General features: G+C 39.1%; 9 protein-coding genes. 8 read left to right on the top strand and 1 reads right to left on the bottom strand.

Going from position 1 to position 16,178, the window contains the following annotated elements:
- The 5 genes from LV92_RS13390 to LV92_RS13370 all read left to right on the top strand — a co-directional run bounded on the left by LV92_RS13390 (position 1) and on the right by LV92_RS13370 (position 10,636).
- Positions 1 to 1,272, top strand: a complete 1,272-nt coding sequence (locus LV92_RS13390; RefSeq protein WP_111624167.1) for a hypothetical protein — start codon at positions 1 to 3, stop codon at positions 1,270 to 1,272.
- 17 nt (positions 1,273 to 1,289) lie between these two features.
- A complete protein-coding gene (locus LV92_RS13385; RefSeq protein ID WP_111624166.1) occupies positions 1,290 to 1,949 on the top strand; it encodes a hypothetical protein in 660 nt (219 codons plus the stop codon).
- Between the two features lie 310 nt (positions 1,950 to 2,259).
- Positions 2,260 to 5,388, top strand: coding sequence for a SusC/RagA family TonB-linked outer membrane protein (locus LV92_RS13380; protein WP_111624165.1), 3,129 nt, complete (start codon positions 2,260 to 2,262; stop codon positions 5,386 to 5,388).
- A gap of 45 nt (positions 5,389 to 5,433) precedes the next feature.
- Entirely contained in the window at positions 5,434 to 6,879 is a 1,446-nt protein-coding gene (locus tag LV92_RS13375) for a RagB/SusD family nutrient uptake outer membrane protein (RefSeq protein WP_111624164.1), read from the top strand.
- Between the two features lie 349 nt (positions 6,880 to 7,228).
- Positions 7,229 to 10,636 (top strand): VCBS repeat-containing protein, encoded by a 3,408-nt coding sequence (locus LV92_RS13370; RefSeq protein ID WP_111624163.1) that lies wholly within the window; start codon positions 7,229 to 7,231, stop codon positions 10,634 to 10,636.
- A 148-nt stretch (positions 10,637 to 10,784) separates the two neighbouring features.
- On the opposite strand, the gene LV92_RS13365 is transcribed toward LV92_RS13370, so the two are convergent.
- A complete protein-coding gene (locus tag LV92_RS13365) occupies positions 10,785 to 11,633 on the bottom strand; it encodes an AraC family transcriptional regulator (RefSeq protein ID WP_111624162.1) in 849 nt (282 codons plus the stop codon).
- Positions 11,634 to 11,941: 308 nt separating this feature from the next.
- Between LV92_RS13365 and LV92_RS13360 the strand changes: the two genes are divergently transcribed.
- The 3 genes from LV92_RS13360 (at position 11,942) to LV92_RS13350 (ending at position 16,172) form a co-directional block, all read left to right on the top strand.
- A complete protein-coding gene (locus tag LV92_RS13360) occupies positions 11,942 to 12,865 on the top strand; it encodes a dihydrodipicolinate synthase family protein (RefSeq protein WP_111624161.1) in 924 nt (307 codons plus the stop codon).
- A gap of 86 nt (positions 12,866 to 12,951) precedes the next feature.
- On the top strand, positions 12,952 to 14,400 hold the full coding sequence (locus LV92_RS13355) for a PHP domain-containing protein (protein WP_111624160.1): 1,449 nt from the start codon (positions 12,952 to 12,954) through the stop codon (positions 14,398 to 14,400).
- On the top strand, positions 14,397 to 16,172 hold the full coding sequence (locus LV92_RS13350; RefSeq protein ID WP_211322984.1) for a TIM-barrel domain-containing protein: 1,776 nt from the start codon (positions 14,397 to 14,399) through the stop codon (positions 16,170 to 16,172). The genes LV92_RS13355 and LV92_RS13350 overlap by 4 nt, the downstream gene beginning before the upstream one ends.
- Positions 16,173 to 16,178 lie beyond the last annotated feature (6 nt).

Genomic DNA, 16,178 nt, shown 5'->3' with positions numbered 1-16,178 from the left:
ATGAAAACTAATAAAATAGGAATTCAAGTTTTGATAGTGGCAATGTCTCTGGCCACAGCTTGGGCCATTCGTGGTCAGTTTGGACATGAACAGGGTGCTGCTTGGGCAGGGGCAATAGGAGGCCTTGCCCTGGTGCTCGTTTCCGGCAGAAAGGATTGGTATAGCAAAATGATGTTGGTTGCGCTGGCATCGGCCGTAGGTTGGGGAGCTGGTGGAATGATCAGTTATGGCATGGTAGTAGGCTATGGTTTTGCGGATAACTTCGTCAATGCCTATTACGGCTTGGGGATGCTTTTCGTTATCGGTGGTTTATTCGGCTTATTGGGCGGGGGTCTAGTAGGTTTAACCCTGGATTCAACTAAGGAAAATAGGGTAAGATGGGGGGCGTTGTTTTCTGAAATGACAGTAGGTGGAATTATCAGTTATTATTTTCTTATAGAGCAGATCGGCTTTAAAATGACACCACCTAGATCAGAGGCTTGGGCCGTGTGTTTTGGTGCCGGATTGGCCATGTTGTGGTATATGGCCAGGGAAAAGAGAAACTCGGCCATTAGGGTAGCCTTCTACGCAATGCTGGGCGGTGGTTTTGGTTTTGGCTTTGGTAATTTTTTACAAGTTCTTGGCAATACATGGGAAGTCCCGTTCAACATGTGGAACGTTATGGAGTACAGTATTGGATTTTTTGGTGGATCGGGTATGGCCTATGGAGTGTACAGTTCCAAGTGGCCAAAAGAAACTCCAAGTGCCACAAAATGGGAAAACTGGTCCGCCCTATTTATTGTGGTGCTTTTTATTCCATTGATCGTTTACAGGGAGTCATTGACCTATGACCATATTGCAAGACGTTTGGAGAATTTACCCAATATAGAATCCGTTGCCTCTACGAGTACCTTAATGGTCCTTTTGGTGTTATTGGCAATGGTGATATCTATCTTTTGGAGATTTAAAAAAGAACAATTTTTGCCAAAAGATGTTTCGATTACATTTTTCACCATGCTCATAGCTTACACGTTTATGAGCTATGCTGTAACGGGGATTTTTGGGGGAGAAATGCACCTTAACCATCATCTGTATGTAGTGAACATAATATTGATCTTCGCTTTGCTACGATTCAATAATTTGCAGTTCAACTATACGGAAATGGATAAGGTAGATCTTAAAAAATGGTTCTTTTACTTTCTAATCGTACTTGGAGTTCTGGCAATTCTGGCTTTGATAGCCATAAGTGTCCACGGAGACTTGGGAGACAGGGATAGATTTCCTATGAATTAAATTGAGGATTGATTTTAATGGAGGAAGGCGTACAAAGAAAATACCTGAAGACTATTTGGACTGTTTTAATTATTTCTTTGGGCTATGCGGTCTTAAGATATAATGTGGTGGGAACCGTTGAATGGAAAGATTTGCCAATATTTATTCTGAATAAAGGCGTGTCCTTGGCCGCAATAGTATTGCTTACTTTTAGTTTTACTATTAGGCCACTTCTAAATTTGGGAATTCCAGCTTTTTATTTTGGGTTGGAAGGCAGAAAAATCTTGGGAATATCAGGTCTTTTGTTGACAATATTTCATGTGGGTCTTAGCTTTTTGATTTTTAATCCCCAATACTATCCCAAATTTTTTGACAGCGATAATAGTCTATCTGTCATAGGGAATTTCAGCCTGCTCGCCGGCATGGCCAGTTTCATGATATTGGGACTCTATCACTGGTGCTTTAGAAATCGCTCTAAAAATAAAGAAATGCTTATAAATATTATTACTTCAAAGGAATTCCTTTTGGGGCTCCTCTTCATATTGGGGATACATCTTGTTTTTATGGGATATTCTACTTGGAGCAGCCCTTCAAAATGGCAGGGAGGCCTGCCTCCAATAAGTTTAATTTCTTTTGTCGTTGTACTTTTTGGTTTCGTTATCAATGGATTTGCACGCACTTCAGTTAGAAAAGTATAGGCCGTATGTTCTCGGCGAACAGCATATAACTAAGTAGCGCCAACCAAATGCAACACTTGGAAACTTTCTTCCTATAGGCAGAAAGCTGGAAGATTGAAAAATTTAACAATATGCACTTGGGGTTTCAATGCTTCTTTTTATTACCTTAGATTTATACTATTTGTACAACTGTTGTATTATAACTCAATGTAAGTTTTATGTTATGAATAGGTGAAATTACAAGGTTTGAGGACATTTCTTCAGCAATGTGCTTAAACGTTTTACTACATTAGTATCCGTGAATCAATTTAACCAACTAATTAAACTTTAGATGAAAAAACTAGAACACTTGGTATTTTCCTTCTATTTGCAAAAATGGAGGGAATTATGTTTTTTGCCAAAATTTGAAATTAAGCACTTTTTTGTGCTTTGCACCTTTCTTTTTGGTTTGGGTGCCCACGAAGTAAGGGCCAATGCATCGACTTCTATTGATGCTATAATTCAAGATCCCATAACGGTGAGGGGGAATATCACCGATTCCCAAGGTACGCCCCTTTCAGGAGCCTCCATTCAAGAAAAAAACACCAGTAATGGCGCTGTTGCCGATTTTGACGGTAATTACACCATAGAGGTAAGTTCCAGTAATGCCATATTGGTGTTTTCTTATTTAGGTATGCAGACTGTGGAAAGAACAGTTGGACAGAATACCTCGATCAATGTGCAACTGGAAGAGGATGCCAATTTCCTGGATGAGGTAGTTGTTGTTGGTTATGGTACAACTGCAAAAAAGGATGTTACCGGTGCTATTTCCTCTATAAAAGGGGACGACTTCAAGAACCTGCCCATATCTGGAATAGATAAGGCCCTTCAAGGAAGAATGGCTGGAGTCCAGGTAGTGCCCAATGGAGGAGCCCCTGGAGGCTCAGTCGCCATTAGAATTCGTGGAACGGGTACAGTAAACAACTCGGAACCTTTATATGTAGTCGATGGTATACCAACAGCTAATATTGATGGTGTAAATCCAAACGATATTGAGTCTATCCAAGTTTTAAAGGATGCTTCAGCCTCTGCAATTTATGGTACAAGGGCTGCCAACGGGGTAGTTATTGTAACTACTAGAAAGGGAAAATCGGGGAAGTTGAATATGAGCATTGATGCCTACACTGGTTTCTCCAATGTGGGCAAAACTTTGGATGTTTTGGATGCACCTACCTTGGCGGAAATTAAGAGGGAGCGTTATGCCAATGATGGTATTCCAGTAAACCCTATTTGGCAAGATGCACAGTATCAGACACAACTTACCAACTGGCAGGATGCCCTTTTTGTAACAGGTAAGACGCAAAATGTGGATCTTAACCTTAGTGGAGGAAATGATTATTCTACTTATCTTTTTGGTTTGGGGTATTACAATGAAGAAGGGATCATAGAGAAATCTGCGGCAGACAGGGTAAGCTTAAGAATCAATTCGGACCACAAGATTAAGGAATGGTTGAAAATTGGGCAGACCATGTCTTTATCTTCAAGGACCAGTAATGGCTTTAATACTACTTCCGCCCAAAACGGATTAATTTGGAGTGCCATACGTTTCCACCCTGGACTTCCTATCAAGGACAGCGATGGTAATTATAGTTCCAATCAAATTAGTGGTGAATTTGGTGACATCAACAATCCACTTTTCGAAGTAGATATTCAAGATGCTGATAGAAGGGATACCAGGCTTTTGGCAAACATAACTCCGGAAATAAGCATTACGCCAGATTTGAAGTTCAAGGCCAATTTTGGCGTTGATTATACCATTATAGACCAAAGGAGTTTTAGACCACAGGTATTGAATCAAATTAGGACTACCAATGTAAACAATGCCAACCGTAGTTACGATGAACAGTTTTCGTTTTTGATGGAATACTTCCTTACTTATGACAAAATATTTGGGGACCATAGAATTGGTGTTGTAGGGGGGTACACTCAACAATCTTTTGATTATCAAGGCTTTAGTGCAAGTGCAAGAAATTTGCCTGATGAAGACCCCAGCCAACGTCTACTTGGTACCGGGGAATTGAATAATATGGGTGAATACAAGGCCCACGATGGGTTGGAATCTATCTTCGGAAGGGTCAATTATTCCTTTATGGACAAATATCTCCTGACCGCTACGGTAAGGTCGGATGAATCCTCAAAATTTGCCGAAGGAAATAGGACGGGCGTTTTTCCTGCTTTTTCACTGGGCTGGAGGGTTTCTGACGAGTCCTTTTTTGATGTGCCCTTTATGGATAATTTAAAAGTTACCGGTGGTTGGGGAGAACTTGGAAACCAAAACATAGACAGATTACAATATCTGGCAAGAATTAGTCGGGGACAAAGATACTCCCTAGGTTTGGATGGAAGTGTTGATGTGGTCGGTGCCAATCAATCCAGTTTCGCAAATACAGACATTTCTTGGGAAACGGTACGAATGACCAACTTTGGTGTTGACATGGGGTTCTTGGACAACAGATTAACATCAAACTTTAATTACTTTATAAAGGATACCGACGATATGTTGCTTAGGCCACCGGTTATTGGATCCCAAGGAAGTAACCCGTCACCTTACCTAAACATTGGAAAAGTAAGGAACAAAGGTTTGGAAATGGAATTGAATTGGCAAGATATCAAAGGAGACTTTGGGTATAGTGTAGGGGCCAATGCTTCCTTTGTAAAAAATGAAGTGGTGAAATTGGTCAGTGGTACTTTTTTGGGTTCTAGTTTTTATGGAAGACCCAACCAAGAGATTAGCCGTACTTATGAAGGCAATCCAATAGGTACCTTTTACGGATGGCGCGCAGACGGTCTTTTTCAGACCCAAGCAGATATAGATGCCCATGCCGATCAACCAGGAGCCGTACCTGGCGATGTTCGGTTTATCGACATAAACAACGATAACGTAATTGATGATAAGGACAGAGAGATTATAGGAAGTCCCCATCCTAAAATGACTTATGGTATAAATGCTAGCGCAAATTACAAAGGTTTTGATCTAACCATGTTCTTTTTAGGGGTTGCCGGAGTGGAAATTTATAACGCGGACAGAATGCAGGGCTTAGATGCCAGTTACCCTTTTAATCTCTACTCGGATATCACTGGTCGTTGGACCGGGCCGGGTACTAGTAATGAGATTCCAAGGGTTTCTACCCTGCGTACCAACTTAAATCATAGAACATCCGATTTGTTTATTGAAAAAGGAGATTTTTTAAGGTTGAAAAATCTTACTGTTGGCTATACTATTCCTTCGGACATAACCGATAAAATTGGATTGTCACGATTAAGGTTCTATGTAACCGGACAGAATGTCTTTACCATAACTGGATATTCAGGCTTTGACCCTGAATTGGGATTAACCGATGGTAACTTACAGCAGAATGTAGATTTTGCCCAGTTTCCACAGGCAAGAACGTATTTGTTGGGTGCTAATATTGGTTTTTAATATATTGGTATAGATTCAATTTAATAAATAGAAAACTTAAAAATCATGATAAACATTATAAAAAACAGATACCTACTCCCCATAGCGTGCTTATCGTTTTTGGTTAGTAGCTGTGATAAGAATATTCTGGACACTACGGCATATGGCGAATCTACTTCGGCCACGTTCTGGCGCAATGGGGAAGACGCAGTAGCGGCCGCCAACGCCATGTATACCCTTCTTCGGGAAGAGGATTCCTATGGGCACAATGAAAATGTTTTCGACAATTGTGCCGATGATATTTTTAGGGCAGGAGATCACGGTTATGAAGAAGCCATGGAGAATTTTACCATGGATGCCAGTAACTATGGTGTCAGGGCCGGTTGGAAAAACAAGTACGAAATGATCAATAGGGCCAATGCAGTTTTGATTAATGTTCCGGGAATTGAGGATATGGACGAAACATTAAAGAATAGAGTGTTGGGAGAAGCACACTTTATAAGGGCATTTGGGTATTGGAGGTTTTCAGTGATTTATGGTGGGGTACCATTGATACTGGAGGACAATATCATAGAAAGTAATTTCAACATTCCTAAGGCTACTCTTGCAGAAGTACAGGCGCAGATCGAAACAGACCTAATTGCTGCCGTAAGTTTGTTGCCTGCAACCCACACAAGTGAAAATATAGGTAGACCCAATAAGGGATCAGCCAATGGATTATTGGCCAAGTTATATCTTTATCAGGAAGACTTTGATGGTACTATCGCTGCTGGAACGGAAGTTATTAATGGCCCTTATCCTTTGGCCGATAACTTCAGGGATAATTTTACCCCGGCAACAGAGAATAATCCTGAGATGCTTTTTGCGGCACAGGGCTCTGATTGGGTGGATAATCCTCAATATTTTGTAACTCCAAGACCATGGGGTGGTTGGGATTTTCATAACCCCGTACAAAATGTGGTGGACGAATTTGAAGATGGTGATCCGCGTTTGGAATATTCTCTTTATAAACCGGGCGATATGGTGCAAAGAGGGCCGGAGTTATCAGAATTTACCGCAGACTTGACCCAAACTGGATTTAGTTTGAACAAGTATACCACCTTTAATGATGATGGGAGTTTAAGCAACCAAGCCAATGTACCTATCCTAAGATCGGCAGACGTTTATTTATTGGTTGCAGAAGCCAAGATTAGAAAAAGCGGCCTTGGAGCAGGGGATGATGAAATCAATGCTGTTCGAGATAGGGTTGGATTACCTTTTGTCTCCAATGCAGGCATGCCAGAATTGATACATGAACGAAGGGTAGAACTGTTAGGTGAAAACCAGCGTCATCAAGATCTTATGAGATGGGATAAGGCAGGAATTGTAGATATAGTGGAGATTTATGGTGAAGATAGAGGTCAATTTGATCCTGTAAGAGTCTTTGTTAGGCCTAAAAATTACTATTTTCCAATCCCTCAGAACGAAATTGATCTTAGCAATGGGGTCCTAATTCAAAATCCAGGTTATTAAACTCCCTGGGTATTGCATTTAGCATACGGATGATTTTCATATATATATAGATCAGGGAGTGCCTGAACTTATAAATTAGAGCTAACCTTGTACTGACAGATTTTCTTGAAGAGGTATTACCTTTTGAAGATTATCTGTCAGTATTTTTTAATGGGGGAAAGGTCTAATGAGGTGGAAATGGGAATCTAAATCTATTTTTGGATTTCTTTGTTGATTTTGATTCTTGGATATTATTCTTAACCTTAGGTCTAATTTAAGTAAATTGTAATTTTTTTAGCGGTTGAAGCCTAGGTTTGCCAAATGGTCATTACTTAGGTAAAAACGCATTTTAAGATAATACTTGTAGATAATGAACAAGACTAGTATCATTTTAGGTATGAGCTTTTTATTCCTTAGTTGCGGGGAAAATAAAGGGAAACAGGAGACCATAAATGCAGGCCAAGAAGATACCGAAGCTCTTTTTACCTTAATGAGTCCCAATGAAACCAAATTGAATTTTATAAATGTCATTAACGAAAGCCCAACGGTAAATGGGGTACTTTATGAATATCTTTATAATGGTGGTGGTGTGGCCGTAGGGGATTTAAACAATGATGAACTTCCTGATATTTACTTTATTTCCAATCTTTATTCCAACAAACTATTTATTAATAGAGGTAATCTATCTTTTGAGGAAACCACATTGGTATCGAAAGTGAAGGGTGTAAACGGTTTTCCGACCGGTGTTACCATGGTGGATATAAATGCAGATGGTCTATTGGATATCTATGTCTGTAAATCCGGTGATTATAATAACTTGGATCAAAGGAGGAACGAGCTCTATGTAAATAAGGGAAACAATAAGGATGGAATACCGGTATTTGAGGAGGAAGCCTCGAAGTATGGATTGGATCTTCCCCATTACTCTACCCAGGCTGCATTTTTGGATTATGATAAGGACGGGGATTTGGACATGTTCCTGATAAATCATGGTATTGAACCCGCGGATGTTGAACCCAATATAAGCACTCTTTTGAATAAAAAGTCGGACTACAGTAGTGAACGATTATTTAGGAACGACAATGGAAAGTTTGTAGATGTCTCCGAAGACAGTGGTATTATAAATAATTCCATAGGTTTTGGTTTGGGTATTGCCGTAGGGGATTTAAACAATGACCAATGGCCCGATATATTGGTGGGCCACGATTATTCGGAAAAGGACCATCTTTATTTAAACCAAAAAAATGGCACTTTTAAGGAGGTAATACTTCAAGCTACCAACCATATTTCGAATTTTTCCATGGGCAACGATATTGGTGATATAAATAATGATGGTTTGCTCGATTTTATATCGGTGGACATGGTGTCCAATAATAACTATGACCTTAAGACAAGTATGAGCGGAATGAGCATAAAGAGGTTTCAGGATATCGTGGACCAGGGCCTTCACCATCAGTATATGTTCAATACTTTACAGTTAAACAATGGGAATTTTAAAGAAAACAATATTCCTGCATTTTCTGAAATTGGCAAGTATGCTGGAATATCCAACACCAATTGGAGTTGGGCTCCTCTTTTATTTGATATGGATAACGATGGTTGGCAAGATGTTTTTGTTTCCAATGGTATATTACGGTCGTTTAGAAATAACGATTTTGTAATTTATAAGCGCAAAAGAGTAGAACGGTTATATAAGGATCTGGAAATTTACAAGAATAGGGATTCCCTCATAAAGACCTATTATGACGATATTTTGGCTAGAATGCCCGAAAAGAAGGAAGTAAATCTACTATATCTCAACAATAAGGATTTTACATTTTCCTTAATGAACGAAGCTTGGCAATTAAGTACTCCCAGCTGCACCAATGGTGCTGTTTATGCAGATTTGGACAACGATGGTGATTTGGATATCATCGGAAATAATATTAATGATCCTGCCTTTGTTTACAGGAATAATGCCCGGGAGTTGGCATCCAAAAACAATTATCTAAAGATAAAATTAAAAGGACCAGAACGCAATACCCTTGGAATTGGTGCCAGGATAACCGTTGAAACCAACGAAGAAAAGCAGACCAAAGAGCAGTATTTGTCAAGGGGATTTCAATCCTCGGTTAGCGAAATTTTACATTTTGGACTGGGGTCATCGGAAAAAATAAAAAGTTTGAAAATTCTGTGGCCCGATGGTAAAATCCAGTCGATTAGTGGGGTAAGTGCCAATCAGCAGTTGAATTTGAATTATGCGGACGCTTCTATTCCCGGCGGTCCGATAAAGGAAATTTCCAAGCCTATTTTTAATGATGTAACAAATATTGTACAGGCCGATTATAAGCATGTAGAGAATAAATTTGACGATTTTGAGAGGGAAAGTTTATTGCCACATAAATTTTCAGAAAACGGACCATCATTGGCTGTTGGAGATGTTAATAATGATGACTTGGACGATTTTTATGTAGGAGGGGCAAAGGGTAAAATGGGAGAATTGTTTCTTCAACAACAAAACGGAAGCTTTAAATCCGTGCAACAGGAGCTTTGGGCAAAGGATAAAAATCATGAGGATATTTCCTCGGTGTTTTTCGATGCCGATGGGGATGGGGATCTTGATTTATATGTAGTATCGGGAGGTAATGAAGAAATGGAACAAGGCGAATATTATCGGGATCGCTTATACGAAAATTTAGGTAATGGCCAGTTTGCTAAAAAGGAGAATGCTTTGCCCAATGATCTTATAAGTGGTTCTTGTGTTAAAACCGCGGATTTTGACAATGACGGGGATATTGATCTATTTATTGGCGGTAAATTGATCCCGGGCAAATATCCACTTCCTGCCAGTAGTTATCTCTTGAGAAATGAGAGCAGTGACGGAAATTTGAAGTTTGTCAACGTAACCGAGGAATTAGCTCCTTTTATGGATCAATTGGGGATGGTTTCTGATGCGGAATGGTTGGATCTGGACAATGATAAGAATCTAGACCTAATAATTGTCGGAGAATGGACGCCCATAATGATTGTTAAAAATACTGGAAGCGAGTTTGTTGATGTTACCGGCCAGTCTGGATTGGAAAATAATACCGGCTGGTGGTTTAGTGTTGCTTCGGCCGACTTTGATAAAGATGGCGATAGGGATTTTATTGTTGGAAATTTAGGTCTAAACTATAAATATAAGGCTTCTCCAGAAGCACCTTTTGAGGTTTATGCCAGTGATTTTGATAAAAATGGCAGTTTGGATATAGTACTTAGTTATCAAGAAAAGGGCGTTGCGTATCCGTTAAGGGGAAGGGAATGTACCTCTAATCAAATGCCTTTTATTAAAGAAAAATTTCCCAGTTATCATGATTTTGGAATGGCGGATCTATCTACTGTATATGGGGCAGAAGAATTAAGGAAGGCTACGCATTATAAAGCCACGACATTTGAGACGACCTATGTTGAGAATTTAGGGAATTTCAAGTTCAAAACGCATAATCTGAAAGGATTGCCACAGTTCTCCTCTGTAAATAGTATTTTGATCGAGGACTTTGATAGGGATGGTAATTTGGATGCCTTATTATCTGGCAATTTGTATCAATCAGAAGTGGAAACTCCCAGGAACGATGCCGGTTACGGAGTTTTTCTAAAAGGAAATGGACAAGGACAGTTTTCAACACTTAATCCAAATGAAAGCGGTTTGTTGGTAAGGGGGGATGTGAAAAACACTGGAATAATAAATTCCAATAGTGGAATTGGCAAACGTGTTGTTTTTGCAATAAATGGAGAGGAATTACAATTCCTAGGGTATTAGAGCGGTAGAAGAAAAAAGAACTGATTTTTTTTCAATTTGGTAAATTAACGAAAAAGTAACCTAGGACTTAGGTGGTTGGCCGTTTCAAGGAAAATTGCACTTATGGCAATAATTTATTGAAGAGGCCAATGTTGGGGTGAAAAAGTAATCACCTAAACGTCTTTCTATAATCAGAGGGAGTTTTGCCCATAATATGCTTAAAGTAGTGGTTAAAATTGGCCAGATTGTTGTAGCCACTTTCAAAACATATCTGTGTTATCTGCTTATCGGTTTCCGCCAGCAATTTGGCAGCTATACCTACTCTAACGCTTTTTACATATTCCATAAAGGTCAGATCTGTCTTCTTTTTGAAATATCTACAAAAGGAACTGGGTGCCATATTCAATACAGCAGCGGCTTCTTCCAATTTAACGCCTTCCTGTATGTTTTGAAAAACATACTCGTAGACCTTATTTATTTTATCAAGATTCTTGGAAAAAACCGCCGAACTATTATTGGGATTGGATAGGTTTTCACGTTCATTTACCTGTAATAGAAAATTAAATATTTTAAGCATTTCAATATAATACTCCAAACCCTCCAACTGTGTCATTCGTTCCAGGCTTTGTCTAATGTGGCTATCATTGTCCAGTTTAAAACGGAGCCCGGTGCTCGATTGTTTTAAAAGATCTACCACCTGTTCCAGCTCCGGCATCCTAAAAAAGTCCGAGTTGATAATATCTTCCGAAAAGTGGGTAACAATGCAAAAAGGGTCATTTCCCTTTTCAAAATCCAAGGCTTCCCAGCAGTGGGGCAAATTAGGCCCAAGGAGAACAAGATCGCCTTTTTCAAATCCAGAGATATTGTCGCCAACAATTCGTCTGCCCGATCCCGAAGTAATAAAGTTCAATTCAAAATTCCTGTGGGAATGTATTCTGGCATTTGATGCCAAGGGTAATTTTCTTGATATAAATGAATGTTTGTTGGGTACAAATATTTTTTCAAAAATAAATTCCATGGCTTGGTATATTGACAATATTGGACTAATATAATTAAATTATTCAGAATTAAGGTTAAAATTTAATGCAATTAAAACAATATTGTAGTGGCAGGGGTTTTTTAATTGAGTTTATTTTGTTAGAGCAGCAAATCGAGTTTTATATAATTAATTAGCAGTAGGTCCGATTATCGGATTTACAGATTTGTTGATCAAATATAAATTCATAAACAACCTAAAAGACCAACCATTATGAAATTAATAATTACAACTATTTGTCCATCGGTAGGTATTGCCATTATTTAATCTAATCCTTTAAATATACAATCATGAAATTGGCTATAAAAGGAATAATACCACCCATGGTTACCCCTTTACTCGAGAATAAGGAGTTAGACCTTGTGGGGTTAGAAAATTTATTGAACCATTTAATAAATGGCGGCGTCCACGGCATTTTTATTTTAGGCACTACAGGGGAAGGCCCTAGTCTTAGTTATGCAGTTCGGAAGCAGCTTATATCCGAAACCTGTAGAATCGTTAATAAAAAGGTTCCAGTATTGGTCGGGATTACCGATACCTCTATTGATGGGACGCTGGAAATAGCAAACCATGCCAAAAAAGTTGGCGCGGACGCCCTGGTAGTGGCGCCTCCTTATTATTTCCCAATTGCCCAGGAAGAAATGGGGGATTATCTGGAAAGTTTAGTGCCCATGCTACCATTGCCATTTATGTTATATAACATGCCAAGTTGTACAAAACTGCATATGTCCATAGATGTTGTTAAGAGGGCAAAGGAATTAGGAGCTATCGGCATCAAGGATAGTTCGGGAGATCTTTCTTATCTGTATATGCTGATAGAAGAGTTTAAGAGCGATCCTTCGTTTTCCATAATTGCAGGAACCGAGCTGTTTTTGCCAGAGACTATAATGAACGGCGGTCACGGTTCCGTTGCCGGGGGGGCTAATTTTTTCCCTAGACTATTTGTAGATTTGTACGAGGCCGCAATGGATAAAAATTTAGAAAAAATAAAATTCTTGCGGGAAAAGGTGATTTTGGTCCATCAGACCATTTATGAGGTTGGGGAATATTCTTCAAGACACATAAAGGGTACCAAATCCGCCTTAATGGCCATGGGTATTTGTCAAGATCATAATGCGGAACCCTTGGATCGATTCACGGAGGAACAGCGTAATAAGGTTAAAAAGTATATAGCTCAATTTAACTATAAGAATGCTCATAATGTAGTACATTAAAAAGTCCGTTCAGGAGTCTTTATTATACCTCCTAGTTAAATGTTTCCCTTTTGTTTTAAAGAGGTTTATCTGGAAGTCCTCAATAAATGGATAATATTAAAATGTTGAAAAAGTCTTTTGTTGCAATTCCGATTTTAGTTATCGCTTTTTTGGCACTTTTTTTTCATTTGGATATACATATTATCGATGCCCTTAGCCTGAAAGGCGTTCCCGAATACGATATACATATCCCAATATTGAGAATTATTTTTGAACCAATATTGGGGTTGTTGCTATATTTGAATCGGGCTATTTATCCTCTACAGGAATTACCGATTACCTTATTATGGATATTGGTTTTTTATATATGCCTAAGTCTAATCAAGATCTTTAAAGTTGCTGCAGCTCCTAACAGAAGGCAAACAGCATTGCGGTTTTTGGGAAACTTGCCTTTGTTGATCGGTATTTGTTTTTCAGTTTTTATAGTTATTCTTTTCATTCGCCTGCCTAATAATACCATTGTAAATAATACTTCGGATGAAATACTGGTAACTAGCCACGCCCATACCGAATTTAGTCATGATGGGTTGATTTCCCAGGAAAAAATGTGGGCATGGCATAAAAGAAACGGGTTCGATGCCTTTTTTATAACAGATCATGCCAATCATAAAAAAACATTAGACTTCTCAACCCAACAAAGAAATAACCAATTTCCTATAGACCCTCTCATCATGGTGGGTCAAGAACATTCTGGTTCCAATCATATGAGTTTATTGGGACTGAATGGAGCATTTGAAACCAAGGACAAACCGGATTCCCTAATTGTAAATTTGGTACATAAGCATGGAGGGGCCGTTATAATTAATCATTGGTTTGACGGGAAGGGAAATGATATGGAGTTTTATAAAGATCTTGGTGCGGATGGTTTTGAAATTGAAAATGTGGGCAAGGAACTATATTATGACCGAACCATATTTAATGATCTTAAAAGATTCTGTGAAGATAATAAGCTTCTCATGATCGGCGGACTTGATTTTCATGGTTACGGCAGGGCATGCGGCATATGGAATGCTTTCCAAATTCCGAATTGGCATCAAATGGATCCGGATAAAAAGGAAAAATCCATTTTGGAAATAATAAGAAGTAGGAATCAAAATAGGGTAAAGGTACTTATGTACCAGGACCGACCCTTTTATAGCGGACAAAATTTGTTGTTCCAGCCCTTTGTTACTTTAGTGAATTATTTTAGGACATTGAATTTTTGGCAAATACTATCTTGGGCTATATGGTTGGTTTTATTCCAATTGCTTTGGAATTATAGAAGGGAGAATTTTATCCCGATGCATAAAAGAATGGCCCTGGTGGGAATGCTAAGTTCCCTGTTTTTAATTGTCTTGGGTCTGTATTATATGGTTCGGGGCAATGCTGTTAAGGGCTATAGTAAAGTGTTTGCCGAATACAGTTCCTTGCTGCTTACCATTGGTTCTATTTTTATGGTCTATTCGCTTGTGACCATCTATTTTAGATTCTTTAAAAAAATGAAGAAAATAAATTGAAAAAAAAGGCATTAAGGATTGGTATTTGGGTTTTGGCGACTTTAGCTATAGTCTCATATTTTTATTGGATATTCCCTGTATGGGGAATACCGTTCAATAGTCAAAGGCATGGAAATCCGCCTTTAACCCCTCCCTGGGCATTGGAATGTTGGCTTTGGGAAGATGATGTCAATACTTCAGATTATGTGGACGAATTGTTGGCAGGGTATAAGGAAAATGATATTCCGGTTAGAACCATTATTTTGGATAGTCCCTGGTCTTTGCGCTATAATGATTTTGAAATTGATACAAGTCTTTATAAAAAGCCGGTCCAATGGTTTAAAAATCTTCAGGACAATGATTATAGGGTAGTACTTTGGATGACCTCCATGGTGGATAGTTACAGTAAGGATACATATATTAAGGATTCCAAGGATTGGCATCAGGAAGCAATGGATAATGGCTTCTTGGTTAAATCCTACAACCCAAATAAATGGTGGAAAGGTGAGGGTGGTTTTATAGATTATACCAATGACAAGGCCATGGATTGGTGGCGGGGGTTACAACAGAATGTTTTTGATCTGGGTATAGATGGATGGAAGTTGGATGGCACGGCAACCCTTTTTTGGAGCCAACTAGGTCCAATACCAATATTTTATAAGAGGACATCCAAGGGAATTATGACCACTAGAACCTATATGGACCACTATTACAGGGACGAATACAAACATGGCCTTACCCAGAACCCGGAGTTTGTCACCCTTTCGAGGTCTATGGATCGTGGGTTTCATCCCGAAGGTTTTTCTCCCATTGATGCTTCCCCGGTAAATTGGGTAGGCGATCAGGAACACAAATGGGTTACGGATGAAATGATATTGGAAGAGGGGGATGAAAAAGTGGATATAGCCCTGAAAGGTATTCAAGGTTTTGAGTCGGCTATTAAGAGTATTCTAAAAAGCGCCAAGCTGGGATATAATATTGTAGGGTCTGATGTGGCCGGATTTTCCGGGAAAACGATACCTCCAAGACTGTATATGCGTTGGACGCAATTCTCTACTTTTTGCGGTCTGTTCATGAACGGCGGCCATGGGGAAAGGCGACTTTGGAAGAGAACAGGGGAGGAGCTGGAGGTAATACGAAAGTTTTCCTGGTTGCATACGGAATTGGTGCCCTATATGTACCACTATGTGGTAACGTCCCATAATGGGGGACGAAAGTTGCAGACCCCTCTAAAACATGGTAAATATCAGTATATGTTCGGGGATGACTTTCTGGTGGCGCCAATTTATATGGATTCCAAAAAGAGGGCTATTACCCTGCCCAAGGGTCAATGGAGATACTTTTTTGACGATAATGAACGCATTGATGGGGAGGTAGATATTGAGCGGGAATTTCCAATGGACGAATTTCCAGTATTTATAAAGGAAGGGGCCATTGTTCCTATGGATATTAAGCGCTCCTATACCGGATTGGGAAATGAAGATTCAGAGGGTTTTACTACCATCTTAGTGTATCCCAAGAATGAAAATAGTTTTGTTTATTATCATACGGATACCGAGGGGAAAACTACAATTTCTTATGAAAGTAAAGCAGGTTCTTTGAAACTTTCACTGGAAGGAACAAAATTCTCCCATATTTTAAGGATCCATTCCAATAGTGGGCCTCAATCGGTTACACTGGACGGAAAGCTATTGGAACAGGAGGTGTTTTGGAATTACAACGACCAAGACCATAAACTTTTGATCAAGAATGGCATTGGGTATGGGAAAGGAGTATATGAAATAAAATATTGATCCTCC

Origin of the sequence: Arenibacter echinorum (assembly GCF_003259375.1) — a bacterium.
GTDB lineage: Bacteria > Bacteroidota > Bacteroidia > Flavobacteriales > Flavobacteriaceae > Arenibacter > Arenibacter echinorum.
Note: the sequence above shows the minus strand (reverse complement) of the source record. Positions and strands in the feature narration are given on the sequence as shown.